The sequence below is a fragment of the Sodalis sp. (in: enterobacteria) genome (assembly GCF_051710625.1).
GTDB lineage: Bacteria > Pseudomonadota > Gammaproteobacteria > Enterobacterales > Enterobacteriaceae > JBPESN01.
In genome coordinates this window covers 1-15,004 of sequence record NZ_JBPESN010000054.1, presented here as the reverse complement: position 1 = coordinate 15,004, position 15,004 = coordinate 1, and the positions used below count along the sequence as shown (strand labels likewise).

27 protein-coding genes and 6 pseudogenes are annotated in these 15,004 nt (G+C 61.0%); 31 read left to right on the top strand and 2 right to left on the bottom strand.

The genetic code is table 11. The annotated features are described in order from the left end of the window. From ACTBDU_RS12255 to ACTBDU_RS12140, 24 genes and pseudogenes are all read left to right on the top strand, one after another. Positions 1-247: hypothetical protein (locus ACTBDU_RS12255; RefSeq protein ID WP_438806634.1), on the top strand; the 247-nt coding region annotated here is incomplete at its 5' end. 274 nt (positions 248-521) lie between these two features. Then, a complete protein-coding gene (locus ACTBDU_RS12250; protein WP_438806633.1) occupies positions 522-755 on the top strand; it encodes a hypothetical protein in 234 nt (77 codons plus the stop codon). Positions 756-1,208: 453 nt separating this feature from the next. Next, the gene (locus ACTBDU_RS12245; protein ID WP_438806632.1) at positions 1,209-1,343 is read left to right on the top strand and encodes a hypothetical protein; all 135 of its coding nucleotides are present in this window, start codon (positions 1,209-1,211) and stop codon (positions 1,341-1,343) included. Further along, positions 1,303-1,710: pseudogene (locus ACTBDU_RS12240) on the top strand (DUF1804 family protein). The gene ACTBDU_RS12245 and the pseudogene ACTBDU_RS12240 overlap by 41 nt, the downstream one beginning before the upstream one ends. A gap of 189 nt (positions 1,711-1,899) precedes the next feature. Beyond that, positions 1,900-2,046 (top strand): hypothetical protein, encoded by a 147-nt coding sequence (locus ACTBDU_RS12235; protein ID WP_438806631.1) that lies wholly within the window; start codon positions 1,900-1,902, stop codon positions 2,044-2,046. A 97-nt stretch (positions 2,047-2,143) separates the two neighbouring features. Beyond that, positions 2,144-3,697, top strand: a pseudogene (terL, locus tag ACTBDU_RS12230) (phage terminase large subunit); the annotation flags it as partial. An 84-nt stretch (positions 3,698-3,781) separates the two neighbouring features. Further along, positions 3,782-4,306, top strand: coding sequence for a phage portal protein family protein (locus tag ACTBDU_RS12225; RefSeq protein WP_438806630.1), 525 nt, complete (start codon positions 3,782-3,784; stop codon positions 4,304-4,306). Then, positions 4,303-4,632 (top strand): annotated as a pseudogene (locus tag ACTBDU_RS12220) (phage portal protein family protein); the annotation flags it as partial. The gene ACTBDU_RS12225 and the pseudogene ACTBDU_RS12220, both read left to right, overlap by 4 nt. 49 nt (positions 4,633-4,681) lie before the next feature. Then, a complete protein-coding gene (locus ACTBDU_RS12215; RefSeq protein ID WP_438806637.1) occupies positions 4,682-4,810 on the top strand; it encodes a phage portal protein family protein in 129 nt (42 codons plus the stop codon). Next, complete coding sequence (locus ACTBDU_RS12210) at positions 4,789-5,196, top strand: phage portal protein family protein (protein WP_438806629.1); 408 nt, start codon at positions 4,789-4,791, stop codon at positions 5,194-5,196. The genes ACTBDU_RS12215 and ACTBDU_RS12210 overlap by 22 nt, the downstream gene beginning before the upstream one ends. A 283-nt stretch (positions 5,197-5,479) precedes the next feature. Then, positions 5,480-5,812, top strand: coding sequence for a hypothetical protein (locus tag ACTBDU_RS12205; RefSeq protein ID WP_438806628.1), 333 nt, complete (start codon positions 5,480-5,482; stop codon positions 5,810-5,812). A 13-nt stretch (positions 5,813-5,825) separates the two neighbouring features. Further along, complete coding sequence (locus tag ACTBDU_RS12200; protein ID WP_438806627.1) at positions 5,826-6,278, top strand: hypothetical protein; 453 nt, start codon at positions 5,826-5,828, stop codon at positions 6,276-6,278. 56 nt (positions 6,279-6,334) lie between these two features. Then, positions 6,335-6,526: a hypothetical protein gene (locus tag ACTBDU_RS12195; RefSeq protein ID WP_438806626.1), complete on the top strand. Its 192-nt coding sequence runs from the start codon at positions 6,335-6,337 to the stop codon at positions 6,524-6,526. 92 nt (positions 6,527-6,618) lie between these two features. Then, entirely contained in the window at positions 6,619-7,101 is a 483-nt protein-coding gene (locus ACTBDU_RS12190; RefSeq protein ID WP_438806625.1) for a phage virion morphogenesis protein, read from the top strand. Positions 7,102-7,365: 264 nt separating this feature from the next. Further along, positions 7,366-7,563: a phage protease gene (locus ACTBDU_RS12185; RefSeq protein ID WP_438806624.1), complete on the top strand. Its 198-nt coding sequence runs from the start codon at positions 7,366-7,368 to the stop codon at positions 7,561-7,563. A gap of 19 nt (positions 7,564-7,582) precedes the next feature. Then, a complete protein-coding gene (locus ACTBDU_RS12180) occupies positions 7,583-7,813 on the top strand; it encodes a phage protease (RefSeq protein WP_438806636.1) in 231 nt (76 codons plus the stop codon). Next, positions 7,767-8,096: a hypothetical protein gene (locus ACTBDU_RS12175; RefSeq protein ID WP_438806623.1), complete on the top strand. Its 330-nt coding sequence runs from the start codon at positions 7,767-7,769 to the stop codon at positions 8,094-8,096. Before ACTBDU_RS12180 ends, ACTBDU_RS12175 begins: the two co-directional genes overlap by 47 nt. Positions 8,097-8,115: 19 nt before the next feature. Further along, positions 8,116-8,331: a hypothetical protein gene (locus ACTBDU_RS12170; protein ID WP_438806622.1), complete on the top strand. Its 216-nt coding sequence runs from the start codon at positions 8,116-8,118 to the stop codon at positions 8,329-8,331. A gap of 85 nt (positions 8,332-8,416) precedes the next feature. Further along, complete coding sequence (locus ACTBDU_RS12165) at positions 8,417-8,548, top strand: hypothetical protein (RefSeq protein ID WP_438806621.1); 132 nt, start codon at positions 8,417-8,419, stop codon at positions 8,546-8,548. A gap of 13 nt (positions 8,549-8,561) precedes the next feature. Then, positions 8,562-8,963 (top strand): annotated as a pseudogene (locus ACTBDU_RS12160) (Mu-like prophage major head subunit gpT family protein). 24 nt (positions 8,964-8,987) lie between these two features. Next, positions 8,988-9,260, top strand: a complete 273-nt coding sequence (locus tag ACTBDU_RS12155) for a Mu-like prophage major head subunit gpT family protein (protein ID WP_438806620.1) — start codon at positions 8,988-8,990, stop codon at positions 9,258-9,260. Between the two features lie 212 nt (positions 9,261-9,472). Then, entirely contained in the window at positions 9,473-9,916 is a 444-nt protein-coding gene (locus tag ACTBDU_RS12150) for a gp436 family protein (protein WP_438806619.1), read from the top strand. Between the two features lie 45 nt (positions 9,917-9,961). After that, the gene (locus tag ACTBDU_RS12145) at positions 9,962-10,372 is read left to right on the top strand and encodes a phage protein Gp37 (RefSeq protein ID WP_438806635.1); all 411 of its coding nucleotides are present in this window, start codon (positions 9,962-9,964) and stop codon (positions 10,370-10,372) included. Then, positions 10,365-10,553 carry a hypothetical protein gene (locus ACTBDU_RS12140; protein WP_438806618.1) on the top strand — a complete coding sequence of 63 codons (189 nt, stop codon included), beginning with the start codon at positions 10,365-10,367 and terminating at the stop codon, positions 10,551-10,553. Before ACTBDU_RS12145 ends, ACTBDU_RS12140 begins: the two co-directional genes overlap by 8 nt. Positions 10,554-10,773: 220 nt before the next feature. On the opposite strand, the gene ACTBDU_RS12135 is transcribed toward ACTBDU_RS12140, so the two are convergent. Further along, positions 10,774-11,211: a hypothetical protein gene (locus tag ACTBDU_RS12135; RefSeq protein ID WP_438806617.1), complete on the bottom strand. Its 438-nt coding sequence runs from the start codon at positions 11,209-11,211 to the stop codon at positions 10,774-10,776. A 17-nt stretch (positions 11,212-11,228) separates the two neighbouring features. On the opposite strand from ACTBDU_RS12135, the pseudogene ACTBDU_RS12130 reads away from it, so the two are divergent. From ACTBDU_RS12130 to ACTBDU_RS12100, 7 genes and pseudogenes are all read left to right on the top strand, one after another. Beyond that, positions 11,229-11,495, top strand: a pseudogene (locus ACTBDU_RS12130) (phage tail protein); the annotation flags it as partial. Between the two features lie 18 nt (positions 11,496-11,513). Continuing rightward, positions 11,514-11,675 (top strand): hypothetical protein, encoded by a 162-nt coding sequence (locus ACTBDU_RS12125; protein ID WP_438806638.1) that lies wholly within the window; start codon positions 11,514-11,516, stop codon positions 11,673-11,675. Beyond that, complete coding sequence (locus ACTBDU_RS12120) at positions 11,644-11,892, top strand: phage tail sheath C-terminal domain-containing protein (RefSeq protein ID WP_438806616.1); 249 nt, start codon at positions 11,644-11,646, stop codon at positions 11,890-11,892. Before ACTBDU_RS12125 ends, ACTBDU_RS12120 begins: the two co-directional genes overlap by 32 nt. An 11-nt stretch (positions 11,893-11,903) precedes the next feature. Next, positions 11,904-12,272, top strand: coding sequence for a phage tail protein (locus ACTBDU_RS12115; protein ID WP_438806615.1), 369 nt, complete (start codon positions 11,904-11,906; stop codon positions 12,270-12,272). A 3-nt stretch (positions 12,273-12,275) separates the two neighbouring features. Beyond that, complete coding sequence (locus tag ACTBDU_RS12110) at positions 12,276-12,650, top strand: hypothetical protein (protein ID WP_438806614.1); 375 nt, start codon at positions 12,276-12,278, stop codon at positions 12,648-12,650. A gap of 124 nt (positions 12,651-12,774) precedes the next feature. Beyond that, a complete protein-coding gene (locus ACTBDU_RS12105; protein WP_438806613.1) occupies positions 12,775-13,347 on the top strand; it encodes a hypothetical protein in 573 nt (190 codons plus the stop codon). Positions 13,348-14,485: 1,138 nt separating this feature from the next. Beyond that, a pseudogene (locus ACTBDU_RS12100) lies at positions 14,486-14,647 on the top strand (tail fiber protein); the annotation flags it as partial. Here ACTBDU_RS12100 and ACTBDU_RS12095 read toward each other — a convergent pair. Continuing rightward, positions 14,637-15,004: integrase core domain-containing protein (locus ACTBDU_RS12095; RefSeq protein ID WP_438806612.1), on the bottom strand; the 368-nt coding region annotated here is incomplete at its 5' end. The pseudogene ACTBDU_RS12100 and the gene ACTBDU_RS12095 overlap by 11 nt on opposite strands.

The following is a 15,004-nucleotide window of genomic DNA, read 5'->3' as shown; positions in this document are numbered from 1 at the left end:
TGCCCATGTGCGCGGCCATAACGCTGATTCGCTGGGTCTCTGCCTGGTGGGCACCGACCAGTTTACGTCGGCGCAGTGGGCCGTGCTGCGCACCCAAGTATTGACGCTGCGTGTGCGCTGTCCCGAGACCACTCTGCACGGTCACAATGAATTTTCCAGCAAGCTGTGCCCAGGATTTTCAATGCCGGCCTGGACGTCGGGGAACTTCGCGCCGCTGCGCGGCCATCTGTGTGAGCGTATCCCATGATGGCGCGCCTGGCTGAGCTGGTCACTAATCCCGAGGGGAGGCTGTCGACCTCGGATGTGATTGTCGTCGGCGCGTTTCTGGTCAGCTGGGCTGTGTGCCTAGAGCCGGTAGGAGACCGACCTGACGCTCGGGGTCTATCTCGGCGCCTGGGTCACCCATGGCGGCGTCGCCTGCTTTAGCGCCGGACGGCGCGCCCGTAAACAGGGAGACGCTGATGACAGCGCTACTCGCACTGATTAAGTTCATTCGCCGTTCGTGATGGATAGTCGTACTGGTGGTTGCCGCTCTGGCCGGCGGTGCAGGCTACTGGCGCGGCACACAGCAGGCCAGGCTGGTCGCCCAGGCAACATTGGCCACCCGGCAGGCCGAGTGTGAAGCTCGACAACGCCAGCCGGCGCAGGCCACACAACAGGCGCTGAAAACCGCCCTGATCCGGCAGCAACAGTTGCAGGGGCCAATGACCGGTTTAGTGCGCAGCTGGAAATCACACAGCACGCCCCGACGCTGAAAACCCAACAGTTACACAGGAGTATTGCCTATGCGGTGGCCCATGATGGCGCTGTTTATACCGGTCTGAGACCTGATGGGCTACAGCGCTACCGCGCCGCCCTCGGCTACCCCGCCGACGATAATACTCTGTCCGCGCCCGCCGGCCAACCTGCTAATGTTGCCGCCCATGCCGCTGCGCCCCCGTAAAGGGGCTTGGCCCGGAGGCGTTGCTGCACCACGCCAGCGACTACGGGGCCTGGTGTCTGACCCCGCTCGGCCCGCCGCAGGCGATAAACGCTTTCTATAGCGCACAGGAGGGACCGCGCGATGAGCCTTGATCTGGCCTTCAATATTGCCCCGAGCCTGCTATCGGCGCTCGGCAGCGTGAGGATGCACAGCGCGACCTGCAGGTGAAGGGCGCACGGGCCGGCGCTACCGGGCTGGCGCTCATACGAGCGCGACTGGGGGTGTAATGGCGCATTCCAGGGCCACCTGCGAGGGGCTGCGCCGGGCTTATCTGTTCGGCAACCTGCCTCTGGAGCTGGCGGCAATCCAGTGCGGCGTCAGTGTGCATTCCCCGCCCGCCGCTGGAAAAAAGAGGCGCTGAACATGGCGATGACTGGGAGGTGATACGCAGCGCCCATCTGCTGGCCAACGGCGCGCCGGAAGATATCGCGCGCGCCATCCTGACCAGCTTGATAGCGCAGTTTCAGGAGACACTGGAAAAAGCCAACCTGGCTGACACATTGAGTGCCCCAGAGCGGGTTGAGCTGCTGGCACGCTTAACGGATGCGTGGAGCAAGTCCATTGCCGCCAGCAAAAAAATCCTGCCCGAGACCAGTTAGCTGGCCACCGCCATGGAGACCCTGAAGCTGCTCTCGGCGTTTATTCAAGACAAACACCCCCGACATCTGGCGGCATTTGTTGACATTCTTGAGGCTTTCAGACCGGTACTGGAAAAATATTATGGCTAATCAATTCGTTGAAATCCGGGATGACGTAGCCGTTATCGCCGAGGAAATCACCAAGGTTTAGATCAGCAACGGCGGCAAGGTGTTTGTCAAGCTACGCGACGGCGCGGTGCATACCGTGGATGTCGCCTATGGCGAAACACCCTTTCAGGCGTCAACCCGCATCAAAAACCAGATAGAGGCGGCGCTGGCATGAAGCAGCTGGTCAAGCTGTTGCCGGGCGTGTACCTCGCCCCGGCCGAGGTCAGCGTGGTCAGGGTCGCTGGCGAGAATGTGTCTGTCGGTCTGGACGGCGGTGCGCACTTTTTTATGTTTGGCGAGTGTCGCCGGCAGCGTTGACACGGTGGCAGAGACCCTGGTGTCGCGCATCAACGCGGTACTGGCTGAGCGTCATCATGGCGTGTAAACCGCGTTTACAGGGGATTTAAAGCGAGATATGGCGGCGAAATTTTCCATCCGTGAATTCCAGTACTCGCTGGCGGCGCTGGCCTCTAGCCTGCGCCGCACCATCAAGGCCGAATGCCTGGGTTTTGATGCCGGGGCGGAAGCCATGGCGACGCGGCGTTCACAGGTGGCTGACCCGGTGAACGGCTATCGCGCTATTTTGTGCAGATCTATTTTCCACACTATATCCGTCATGCCGACCCCAGTGAACTGCATGGCTATCTGTTTCAGCGGCTGCCACAGGCAGTCGCCAGCCCGAAAGGCGAGCAAGACGCCATCGCCGCGCCGCGCGGAGAGACCAAGTCAACGCTGGTCAGCCAGCTGTTTGTGCTGTGGTGTCTGGTACGTGGCATCAAGCACTATGCCCTGATGGTGATGAACTCCATCGACCAGGCGTACCCGATGCTCGAAGCCATCAAAGCCGAGCTGGAATTTAACTCCCGGTTACGGGCCGACTTCCCAGAAGCCTGCGGTGTCAGTCGCGTCTGGTAGATGGGCACCATCCTGACGCGCAATGACATCGAGGTGCAGGTGGCCGGTAGCGGCAAAAAGCTGCACGGCGTGCGCCACGGGCCGTACCGTCCTGACTTGATGATACTGAACGATATTGAGAACGACGAGCAGGTGCGCAACCCGGACCAGCGCGACAAGCGCGACAAGCTGGAAAGCTGGCTGAGAAAAACCGTGCTGCCGCTGGGCGGCGCGGGCGCAAAACTCGATGTGGTGTATATCGGCACCACGACTCGGTGTTATCACGCACCCTGAATAACCCATTGTGGCGGCAGGCACGGTTTAAGGCCCTGCGCCAGTGGCCGGTGAACATGTCGCTGTGGGAGACCTGGGAGCAGGTATTGCGTAACCAGGGGGAGGCCGCGCCGCAGGATTTTATACGTCACACCGTACCGAGATGGAGGAAGGCGCGGAAGTCTCCTGGTCCGTTCGCCCGCTGCTGACCCTGATGCATATCCGCGCCCGGGACGGTCACGCCACCTTTGACGCCGAGTACCAGAATGACCCGATCAGCGGTGAGGATCCGCTGTTTGCCCACTGCCTACATTTCTGGGTCAACCGGCTTAACGAGTGGGTCTTCTACGGGGCCTTCAACCCCAGGCTTGGCAAGGCTGGGGCCAGCCGTGACCCGTCAGCGCGGCTGGTCGGCGGTTTTAATCGCACCATTGGCGTGCTGGATGTGGTGGAATCGCAGATACGCAAGCGGTTGCCGGACGCCATTATCAGCAACATCATTGCCCTGCAAAAGGAATACCACTGCCTGGTCTGAAGTATTGAGGCGGTGCAGTTCCAGGAGTTCCTGCGCACTTAGCTGATTAAACACGCGGCACAGCTGGGTCACCCGGTGCCGGCGCGGGCCATTATCCCCCATGCCGACAAGCTGTTGCGTATTGAGACCCTGCAGCCCCATATGGAAAACGGGCTTATCCGCCTGCACGCCAGCCATACCACCCTGATACAGCAGCTGCGCCACTTTCCCCGCGCCGACCATGACGACGGCGCGGATGCGCTGCACATGCTCTGGCCGCTAGCCGTGGACCCACGGCCCGAAAACCGAATGCCGCTCATTGTCCGGTGACCGTCACCCCGAACGGTTGGGCTTTTCCCGTGGAGGCTGGTAATGGGCATGCTCACCGATATTTACGGCCGGTTGTTGCGCTGCCACACCCTGACGCAGCCACAAACTGCCGATGACCGCCACCTACGTTATCAACAACTGAGCGAGCACTTCTCGCTGGGCATCGATATCCGCCGGGTGTATGACATCCTGAGCGAGGCCGAACAGGGGCATCTGGTGCGCCAGGCTGACCTGTTTTTTGATATGGAGGAGCGCGACGGCCACCTGTTTGCCGAGATGAGCAAGCGCCGCCGTTCGGTGATGCCGCTCACCTGGCGCATTGTGCCGCCGCGTCATCACAGCGCACAGGAAAAGGCCATGGCGGACGCCGCGCCGGAATGGTTTTCAGACCTGCCGGAGTTTGAAACGCTGCTGTTCGACTTGCTGGACACCATTGGTCACGGCTTTGCCGCCGTGGAAATCGGCTGGAAACAGGCGGAAAACATCTGCCTGCCCTGCGCCTTCTACAAGCGCCCGCAACGCTGGTTCCAGACCGCGACCCATAACCGTAACGCCCCATCCGCTTGATTGACGGCAGCCTCGACGGCGCTGAGCTTAACCCCGTCGGCTGGCTGCTGGATCGTCACCAGGCCAAAAGCGGCTGGGTAGCGGAAAGCGGCTTGTTCCGGGTACTGGTATGGACCTACCTGTTCAAGAATATTGCTGCCCGTGACCTGGCAGAGTTTCTGGAAATCTACGGCCTGCCGACGCGGGTGGGCACCTATTCCGACGGGGCCAGCGAGGAAGAGAAAAACATGCTGCTGTGGGCGCTGCGCGCCCTGGGGCATAACGCCGGCGGCATTATCCACGAACGCACCGCTATCCGCTTTGAGTCCGCTGCACAAGGGCAGGTCGACCCGTTCCAGTATGATGCAGTGATGCGAAAGCACCCAGTCCAAGGTCATTCTGGGCGGCGCCCTGACCACCCAGGCGGACGGCAAGAGCAGCACCAATGCTTTGGGCAACGTGCATAACGAGGTGCGCCATGAGCTGATTGCCAGTGACGCGCGGTGCAGTTGGCCGGTACCCTAACCCGCGACCTGCTTTACCCGTTGCTCAAGCTTAACAGCTATAGCGATATCACCCCGCGCCGCATGTGCCGCTTTGAGTTTGATACCCGCCAGGCACGCGATATGAAGGAGACCGCCGAGACCCTGGTTCTCCTGGTGCGCGGCGGCGTGCCGGTGGCCTGGGCGCGTCCGGAAAGCGGCATTCTCGCTGCCCGGGACGACGAGCCCCTGCTGCAGCCGCCGGGCAACCTGCTGATCTTTATCGGGGCCAGCCTGATGCCGAAGTGCTGGCCGGGCATGGCGGCGCTGAGCGTTGCGCACACGCTTACCGCCACCGAGCAAACGCTGGAAGACGCCCCCCGGGCAGACTGGCAACGCCGGTCAACAAGACCATGCAGACGCTGCTGACCCCGCTGGTCACCCGCCCTGCAGCAGGGGCAGACGCCGAAGGCGGTGACCGCCATGCTTGGCAGAAGCCTGGCCCCAGCTTGACGACCAGACCTTGCGGCAGCTGATAGCCCAGGCCATTTTTGTCGCGGATATCTAGGGGCGACTCAGTGACCGTTGACCTGGGCTATGCCATGACCCTGACGCCGGAAAAGGCGGTGGCGTATTTTGGATCAAAGGGCTACGCCTTTAATTTTCGCTGGCAAGGACGTGGCCGACGAGGCGCACGCCCGTGCCTTTTACGGTGGCGGGTATTCTTAAGCTAGATGTGTTAACTGACATGAAAACCGCGCTGGCGGACAGCTTGCGCCACGGCAAGACGCTGACACAGTTCCAGGATAAGGTCTTGCCGCTACTTCAGCGCAAGGGCGGGCTGGGCAAAGGGCTAAAAGCCTCAGTAGACGGCGAGCTGGAGGGGAAAAAGCTGTCGCCTTACCGACTGGAGACTATTTTTCGCGCCAATACCCAATCTGCCTATATGGGCCGGGCGCCATCAGCGGCTGCGCGAAAACGTCGACCAGCTTGCAGGTCACCCCATCGGACTGGAGTCCACCGACGACTATCGCGTCACGGTTGACCAGCCGCAGGGCGTGAACAGCAAGACGCGGCCGGTGACAGAATTGAAAGACCCCAAAACCGGCCATGTATTTACCCCGGATGCAGGCTTTCATCTGAACCCCGGCAAAGGCTACCTCAGCCATCTCGGCGAGCAGCTGCTCAACCGCGCCGCCCGCGCCGATACCCGGCCGGCGGCGCAGGCGGTAGAGGAAACGCTGGACCACCCGTCGTTACTTCATGCTCTCAACCGCAGCAATACCGGTAACTGCGTCAGTCAGGTGATGGCCCTGCAGCAGGCACGCGGCGACGTTCGCCCTGTCGGCGCATTGCGTCCTACCGTGGTGGACGCGCTGTCCTGCAAAGGCGTGGTGTTGGACTCGGCAGTGATCACCTTGACGGACGCCAACCTTGCTGCACGCTACTCGCGTCAGCAAGCAGGGCGAGCCGCCGACTACCCTTCTGGGCGACCCTGGTATTATCGCTGAGCCAGCCGCCCGCGATCATCTACGACCAACAGCAGGCGACGCCGGCGTTACTGTATGTGTTCGATCGGGTTGAGGGGACGGGGAAGCTCCTGGTGTACATTGACGGCACGCTCAAGGTACGTAATGAGCTGAATGGTAAGCGTGAAAAAGTTAACACAAACCTGATACGTACCGGCAAGATCCTGCAAGACCTATCAGCACTGCGTAACAAAGGGGTTTATGATCTGCTATGGGGTACGCTGGATTGAGCGGGTGGCGTCGGACTCGAACCGGATCATGCTGGCAGCGTGACAGCAACCGTTACCCATTGGAAACAACCACCCTGCCATGAGTATACACCATGATTGACGTCACGATCACTGTTTCCGATGCCCTGCGTCAAGCCCTTAAGCGGCTGGCGCAGTCCCTGAGCCACCGCCAGCCGTTGATGCGCAGCCTCAGTGAAGACCTGTATGACGCGGTGATGGAGAATTTCGAGCAGGAAAAGCGCCCGCGCTGGATGCCCATTGACCGCGCCGGCAAAATCCTGCAGCAATCAGGGCGGCTGGCCGCCTCCATTGACAGCGACGCCGATAACGACCAGGCAGTGGTGGAGATCAATGTGGTGTATACGCGCATTCACCAGCAGGGTACCACCACCCGGCCCCATATCATTCCCCCCCGCTATAAAAAGGCGCTGGCCTTTAACGGTCGGGTGGTAAAACGCGTCAATCATCCCGGCTCAACGATACCGGCGCGGCCCTTTCTCAGTCTGACCGAGCAGGACTATCAGGCCCTGGTGCACACCGTCAATGATTACCTTCAGCGCGCGCTGGACGAGTAACACTCTGTAAAAGCCGTGGCGCATTTTTTGATAGTTTAGGCACAGGCGGATGATGCGGGTGAAACCGTGTTAAGCGATTCTGGAGCGATTTAAACAAGTTTTAAACGGGGTATCGCCGCCCGTGTCAGCGGTGTAGTCTGATGGCAGTCCGTTTGTGTCCTTTTCCTTCCCCCACTCTTACCCCCTACACCCCCGTCACGACGAGATGCCCGACGTCCAGGTTAGGCTGTTTCCCATGAATACACTTTCTGGGACCGCCACCGCGTGAAAAACACCGTCCGCCTTGCCGCACTGACCGTCGCGCTGGAGAGCGCCGGCACCCGTGTCCAGCTGTTTCCGGCCGGCACCTGTCGCTCGCAGGATACACGCCCCACCGACGTGGCGCCCTGGCGGCTGGAGGAGCCGCAGGCCCGGAAGCTGATTAGGCGCTGCCCAGGCGCGCCAGACGCCGTACTGCTTTGACTATGAGCACCAGGCTTATATCCATGCCCGGGAGAACGGCCAACCCGCGCCGTCCGGCGGCTGGTATTCGCAGCTGAAATGGGTCGAGGGCCTGGGGCTGTTTGCGGTGGATGTCGAATGGACCGAGCGTGCCCGCACCCTGATTGCCGCCGGGGAGTACCGCTTTTGTCTCCCCGCGGTTTCAGTACGACAGGCAGGGCAATGTGACCTGCCTGGTGAATGCCGCGCTGACCAACTTGCCGGCGCTTGACGGTATGGCGGCGCTGCTGGCGGCGGCGCTCAGTGATGGCCGCGTGCTCAAAGGGGCGGATGAGGACTGGGCGCGGCGGCTGGATGAAAAAGACATGGCGTTGCTGCGTGAGCACCTGGCCACCCGTCACGTCAGCCGATTGCCGCGCTGTCGGGGCTGCAGACCGGCGGCAACGCGCCGCAGGGTATCGAGGCGCGGCCATCGCCCCTGGGCGCACTGGATGCGCCGGCGCTGGCCGCCTGTCACGCCTTTGGGCACAGCGCCGGGACTATTGCCACCGTGATGAAAGATGAGGTGCAGGCATGACCGCCACCACGCAAGATCGTAATACCCCGTACCGAGACGGCGAATTGACGCCCTATCCGGTGGCGGAGAAGGAAACTATTCCGGCCGGCGTTATCGTCTGCCTCAAGGGCGGCTATGCCGTCAACGGCCAGGGCGGTGAAGCCCTGGTGTATGCCGGGCGGGCTGATGAGGCTATCACAACAGTTAGGGCGGTAACGCCGCCCAGTACATAGTGGTGCGCCGCCACAAGGCGTTTTTGTGGGAGAACGACGGCGCGGTGAAGCAGGAGCATGTCGGCAAGCGGGCCTATCCTATGTGGTGGATAATCAGACGGTCTCTGTCAGCGACGGCAGCACGCCCGCGCAGGAAGGCAAGCCAGGAAAACCCGCCAGCCGCTGTACGGCAGGTACTATCATCGTGCTTGACGCGGCGGACGTCTGGGTCGAATAAGGAGACACTGCATATGTTAGTGAACGCTGGAAATTTAAAGGTGATTTTCTGCAACATTAAACTCACCTTTAACCAGGCGTTTGACACCACGTCCACCCAGTGGGACAAGGTGGCCACCCTGGTGCCGTTCACCGGCAAGGAGAACACCTACGCCTGGTTAAGCAGCTTCCCAAGGATACGCAAATGGATAGGTGACAAGCAGGTCAAGGCGCTGGCGGCGTTAACCTACAACACCCTGGTCAATGATGACTATGAGGCCACGGTGGAAGTCGATCGCAACGACATCCAGGATGACTAGCTGGGCGTTTACCAACCCCAGGCGCAGGATGCGGGCTTTACCGCCAAACAGTGGCCGGATGAGATGGTGTTTGAGCTGCTGAATAAAGGTTTCAGTAAAAAAGGCTATGACGGCTAGCCGTTTTTTAGCGATACGCACAGTATGGGCAAAACCACCTACTCCAATCTCGGCGAAAAACCGCTCTCAGCGGCCTCACTGGTCGAGGCGCAGGCGTCCTACGGTGAGGCGCGCAAGCAATTGCGCCAGATGAAGGATAAAGAGGGACGGCCGCTGAATATCATGCCCAACCTGCTGGTCGTGCCGCCGGCGCTGGACGATGTGGCGCGTACCCTTATACCACCGCCGAACGTCTGGATGACGGCAAGGCTAATATCTACAAGGGCACCGCCGAGGTGCTGGTCGTGCCCTGGCTGACCTCGGACAGCGCCTGGTTCCTGATGGATACCAGCCGCCTGTAAAGCCGCTGATTTTTCCAGCAGCGCCAGGCCCCGCTGTTTGTCGCCATGACCGATATCAATAGCCCGGACGTGTTTATGCGCAAGCAGTTCAGGGTTTAGCGCAGAGGCACGCGGCCAGGCCAAGTTTGGCTTCTGGCAGATGGCCTACGGCTCGATGGGCAAATAAGCGTGTACGCGCGCCTTGAGGACATGGTGTTGCGCTTCGGTGAGCAGGAGGTGCGCATTCTGACCGACCGTGACAACACCGGCGAGATTAACGCCAGCGTGCTGGCCGGCGGGTTGCAGGCGACTGCCGATGAGATTAACGGCTATATCGGCGGGCGCTATACCCTGCCGCTGCCGGTAGCGTCCTCCGACCTGTGCGGCATTGCCTGTGATATCGCCCGCTACCGTCTCACCGGCACCGAACGGGTGGGCACCGATGAAATCCGTGGCCGCTACCGCAACCCCATTTGCTATCTAGAAAACGTCGCCAATGGGCGGGTCACGCTGGCCACCACCCAAAGCGGTGGCGCGCCGAGGGCAACGCCGGGGCGGCGTTCTTTTCCGGTCGCCGCGTCTGGGGACGCAACCAGACCGGCGGAGGGGAATTTTAATGATAAGCGAGATTGAAAACGCCATGATGGCGCGGCTTAAAGCGGGTCTGGGTCGCATGGTATCTGCCGTGGGGGCAGCTATGGCGGCGCGCTGGAGGGTGTGGGGGCTATCGCACGTGTGCTGCCCGCCTGTTGGGTGACCTTTCTTGGCGTGCAGCAGACCCAACCGGTCAGTACCCATAAACACCGCTTTTACACCTCCGGGCGTTTCTCGGTGCTGCTGGCGGCCTATTCGGTGCGCGAGGAAGCGGCTCAGCGCAAGGGTGGCCCGGCCCGCGATGAAGTGGGCTGCAATAGGCTGATTCGGGCCATTCGGCGCTTAATGAACCGTCAGGATATGGGGTTGCCTGTCGAGCCACTGCTGCCGGGCTGGGTGCGCTCATCACTGTTCAGCGCTTGCCTGAACAGTGATGCCCTGGCGGCCTATTCTTGCGAATTCGACACGGTCTGGGTTGAAGAGGCGCTTGGATAACGGCCGCTGGCCCGCGCCGGAAGGCGACAATGACCCTGACCGGCTGTTTGCCGACTATCAGGGACGACTGAATACACCGTGGCCGATGCATGAGGGCACCGGGCTGGCGTATCATCTTGATGACCCGCCAGCAGTTGTTGCGCAGGATATCGTGACCACAAGGGCAAAAGACCATGATTGACGTGATACCAAGGGGGACGCATGAGCATTGATGCCGTGATACCGGCGCCAACCTATAAACCCGGCTATTATTCTGGGTTTAACACCACCCTGGCGTCGCGGGCGCTGCCCACCAACGACCAGACGCTGGTGATACTGGCCCAGCGCACCACCACGCCGGACACGAAGACGCTGACGCCGGTAAACGTGTTCAGCGATGAAGAGGCTGCCAGCCTGTTTGGTCATGGCTCCCAGGCGCATCGCATGGCGCGGGCCGCCATCTGCGCCAATGACACCCTGCCGCTGGCGGTGGTGGGGATACCGGACAGCGAGGCTGGCGTGGCGGCCACCGGCACGCTGGGATTCAAGAGCAGCGCCAGTGGCACCGGGCAGGTGCGCCTTGGCGTCTGCGGCGAAACCGTCGCCATTGCTGTCACCAGTGGCGATAGCGCCGGGGCGCTGATGGTGACCCTGGTGGAAGCCATCAACACCCTGGACGCGCTACCGGTGACGGCGGCGATGGCGGATATCCCGCCGCCGTCATCCGGCGGTAAAAGTCCCGGCGAGCGGCTGGTGCTGACGGCGCGCAGCAAAGGGGCCTGTGGTAACCAGATTGGCGTGACTGTCACGGTCAGCGCACCAGGTGTCACCGCTGCGCTGACGCCGATGCGCGGCGGCAAAGGCGAGCCCGCACTGGATGCGGCGCTGGGCGTCGTTGGCGGGAACGGTACGCTGTCAGGTGACACGGCGCTCACGACCGACGTCAACGCGGCGCGTCTCACCCTGGGGCTGGTATCACGGCTCAATACTGCCCAGCGGCGAGCTGGCGGCGATATATGCCGCCATCATCGCCAGCGAGTCCGACCCGGCACGCCCGCTCAATACCCTGGCGTTACCCGGTGCGGACATCACGCCACAGGACAAATGGCCGGGGCGCAGCGAGCAGAAAAACGCGCTGGGCAACGGCCTGACGCCTTTTGAAGTGAACGGCAGTCAAGTGCAGATTGTGCGGGCGGTCAGCACCTATGTGAAAAATAGCATGGGCGTGACCGACCGTTCGCTGATAAATATCACTATCCTGCGCTCGCTGGATTATGTGCGCCTGGCCTGCCGTGCCCGTATCACCCCAGCGCTTCCCGCGTGAAAAACTCAACGATACCCGCCTGCAGCGTATCCACTCCGAGCTGCTCGATGTGCTCTACACCCTGGAGCAGCTGGAAATCGTTGAAAACGTGGGCGCGCATAAGGAGCAGTTGACGGTAACACGCAGTCGGCAGGATGACAGCCGCGCCGATGCGAGTATCCCAGCGGCGGTGGTACGCGGCCTGCGTGTGTTTGCTGCCACCATTTATCTTTTGTAAAGGGGATCTGTATGGCACTGGAATACACCGGCGCGGGGGTGCTGGAGATTAACAGCACCGAGGTTGAGGTGACTGAGTTTAGTCCGCGCGAGAACACAGGCAAGCAGCTGGTCAAGACCATGAACTTCACCGGGCGCGCCAAGGGCTACACCCAGGGGATTGCCACCTATGAGCTGTCCATCACCGCCGTGGTGCCGGTCAACAATACCCTGCACTGGGAAAAAATCTCGGGCGCGAAATTGACGCAATACCCCCTCAGCGGCGGCAAGCGCATCACCTATCAGGGTGTGTTTATCACCGAGGTGGGCGAACAGTATACCATTGACAATGAGGCCCGTATCACCATTAGCGCCTTTGCACTGAACAAGGTTGAGGAGTAACCCATGGCATTTACCCACAGCGCCACCTTACCAATAGGCGTGTTTTATAAAGATCAACGGCACCGTGATTTTACCGTGCGGATCAGCACCATCAGCGACGAGATCGCCGTGGTGGAGGAGGGTATCCCGGACTCGGGCACCATAGTGGGTGTCCTGGCACGTTGCATCACCGAGCTGGGCAGTATTCCCGCAGAAGAGATCACCTATGGGCTTCTCTGCGATACGCTGGTTTCTGAGGATTTCAAAGTACTACGGGATGCCCAGCTTGAGGCGAAAAAAAAGCTCAGCGCGCTGAAGCCCCCGCCTGCGCGACTACCGTTTCGCCCTTGTCCGACTCGGACAGTACCGCATCCGCGCCGCCCGCGCCCGCCGCCTTGACGCTGTAGTCCTGGGCGGGCTGCTCGACGCTATCGGGCGTCTGGAAAACCCCAGGGGCTGGCGGAAAAACAGGACCATCAAAAGCCTGCGCCGACGCCCTCCCTCAGCCAAACGGACGTAACCCATGGCCCGTGAATTTGATACCCAGCTACACTTTAGCGTCAATGCCAGCGCGCCGCCGGGCATTCGCCGTCTGTCGGAGGAATTTCGCCGCCTGAGTCAGGCGCGGGAAACCCTGGGGCGGCGGGGCGAGCGTCATCTGCAGCGGGAAATGCAGCGTACCCAGGCGGCCTATCAGCGCCTGGCGCGCAGTGGCACCCTGTCGGCCAGCGAGCAGGTGTGCGCCTATGACAGGATGCAGACCAGCATTGCCCGGCTGCGTCAGGAGATGGCCGGGGCCGTGCGCCAGCAACGCAGATGCCTCAAGGGGACGCTGTCCCTTGGCTCCGGGCTGGTCGTGGGGGCCATGAGCCTGCGCCAGCCCATCACCCGCCAGATGGGCTACGATGCGCACCTGCGCAAGCTGGCCAAATTTGCCTACCGCAATGATAACGCGAGCGTGCGCGAGGCGGGCCTAACGGTCATTGAACAGCACATTCGCGCCGCCCCGCACGCCGGCGGCAGCACCCCCGGCCCGGCCATGGAAGCGCTGGAAATCATGCGGCGCTCCCTGCCGAAGGAAAAAGCCTTTTCCTAATCTGCCGAAGGTGATGAAAAACGCCACGGCCGCCGGGGCTGAGCTCAAAGAGATGGCGTTGTTGCAAAATGCGGCGGTCAATTTTAACCTCAGTGAGCGCGACAGCTGCATCGCCTGAATGGGGGCCACCACAGCGGCGCAACACGGTCTGGTGGAGGTGCCGCTGCTGGCCTTGGCTTGTGCCGCGCGCACTCGAGGCCGCCAAGTCGGCCGGCTTCCACAAGCGGCGGGGCTATGCCCAGACCCTGGCGCTGTTCGAAGACGCTGGCTCAGTTGCCGGTGAGCCAAGTGAGGCTGCCACCAGCGCCAACGATTTATTGGCAGAGCTGTCCTCTACCAACCCGAAGAACAAGGCTAAAAATCTGCTTATCCGGTGCAAGGGTGTCGATATCCAGGCGCTGATGACTCAGGATGCGAAAGCCGCCCTGACGCCGCTCGATACGCTGGACCGGGTAATACAACTGGCAGACAGACACGATGCGCAAACGAAAAAACTGCGCGCCGAGCTGGCTAATACGCGCGATCCGGAAAAGCGCGCTAACCTGGAAGCGGCGATTGAAGGGCGTCACGGTGCCCATATCTCGACCCTGCTGACCAATCAGCAATCGCGCAATGCGTTTTATGGCTATGAACGCAGCCGGACGATGTCCCAACAGCTGACCGATGAGGTGGTCAAGCAGTTTGAGACGCCGGAAGGGGCGCGTTCGGCCGATTTGGATTTTAGCCTGCTCAGAAAAGGCAGTCAGTTTCGCGTTCAGCAGGCAGAGAATAAAAAACCCTTTGCCACCAACGACGCCGTAGCCCCGGTCGCTCAAGTGCTGGGCGACGTGGCCGAAAGCGGGGCCAGGCTGGCACAGGAATTCCCGAATCTCACCACAGCGGCAACCCAGGCGTCACTGGCCATTACCGCGCTAGGTGCGGCGGCAGCCATCAAGACCGGCGCGGACCTGCTGCTAGGCAAAGGCGGTGGCTCGCTGACCAGGGCCGCCAGCGGCCTGCTGAAAAACGCGGCCACAAAAGCCGGGGGACTGCCAAAGAACATTCCCTTGCTGGAAACCGGCCTGATGGCCTGGCAAAGGGCGCAGGACTTTCCGCTAATACAGGCAAGGATAAGGCGGCTGAGGCGCAGGCATGCGGGCTACCGCCCAGCCCGGTGCCGGTGCCGTCTGTCGGTGCCCCTATCGCCTGGCCGTCGGATAATATTCCCGCAGGCTATGCTCTGATGCAGGGACAGACGTTTGATAAAAGTAAACATCTGAAATTGGCAATAACTTACTTATCAGGGATCATTACTGATATTGTAGTGGCCAATTAAAACTGGCCACTGCGTTAGCGTTTTTCCAGTATCTATTTTCTGATTCGTTTGGTGGCAACCCACCGTTATATTCATGCGGCCTGAGTGCGCTGTAATATTCCACGATATAGTCGGTAATTTCATGAGCTGCTTCGCTGAAGCTTATGTAGCCCGTTACTGGTATCCACTCGTTTTTCAGACTTCTGAAGAAGCGCTCCATCGGACTGTTATCCCAACAATTACCCCGCCGACTCATGCTTTCTTTGATCCGGTAACGCCACAGCAACTGTCGGAACTGCCTGCTCGTATAGTGGCTACCCTGATCGCTGTGGAACATCACTCCGGCTGGTTTACCACGCGTTT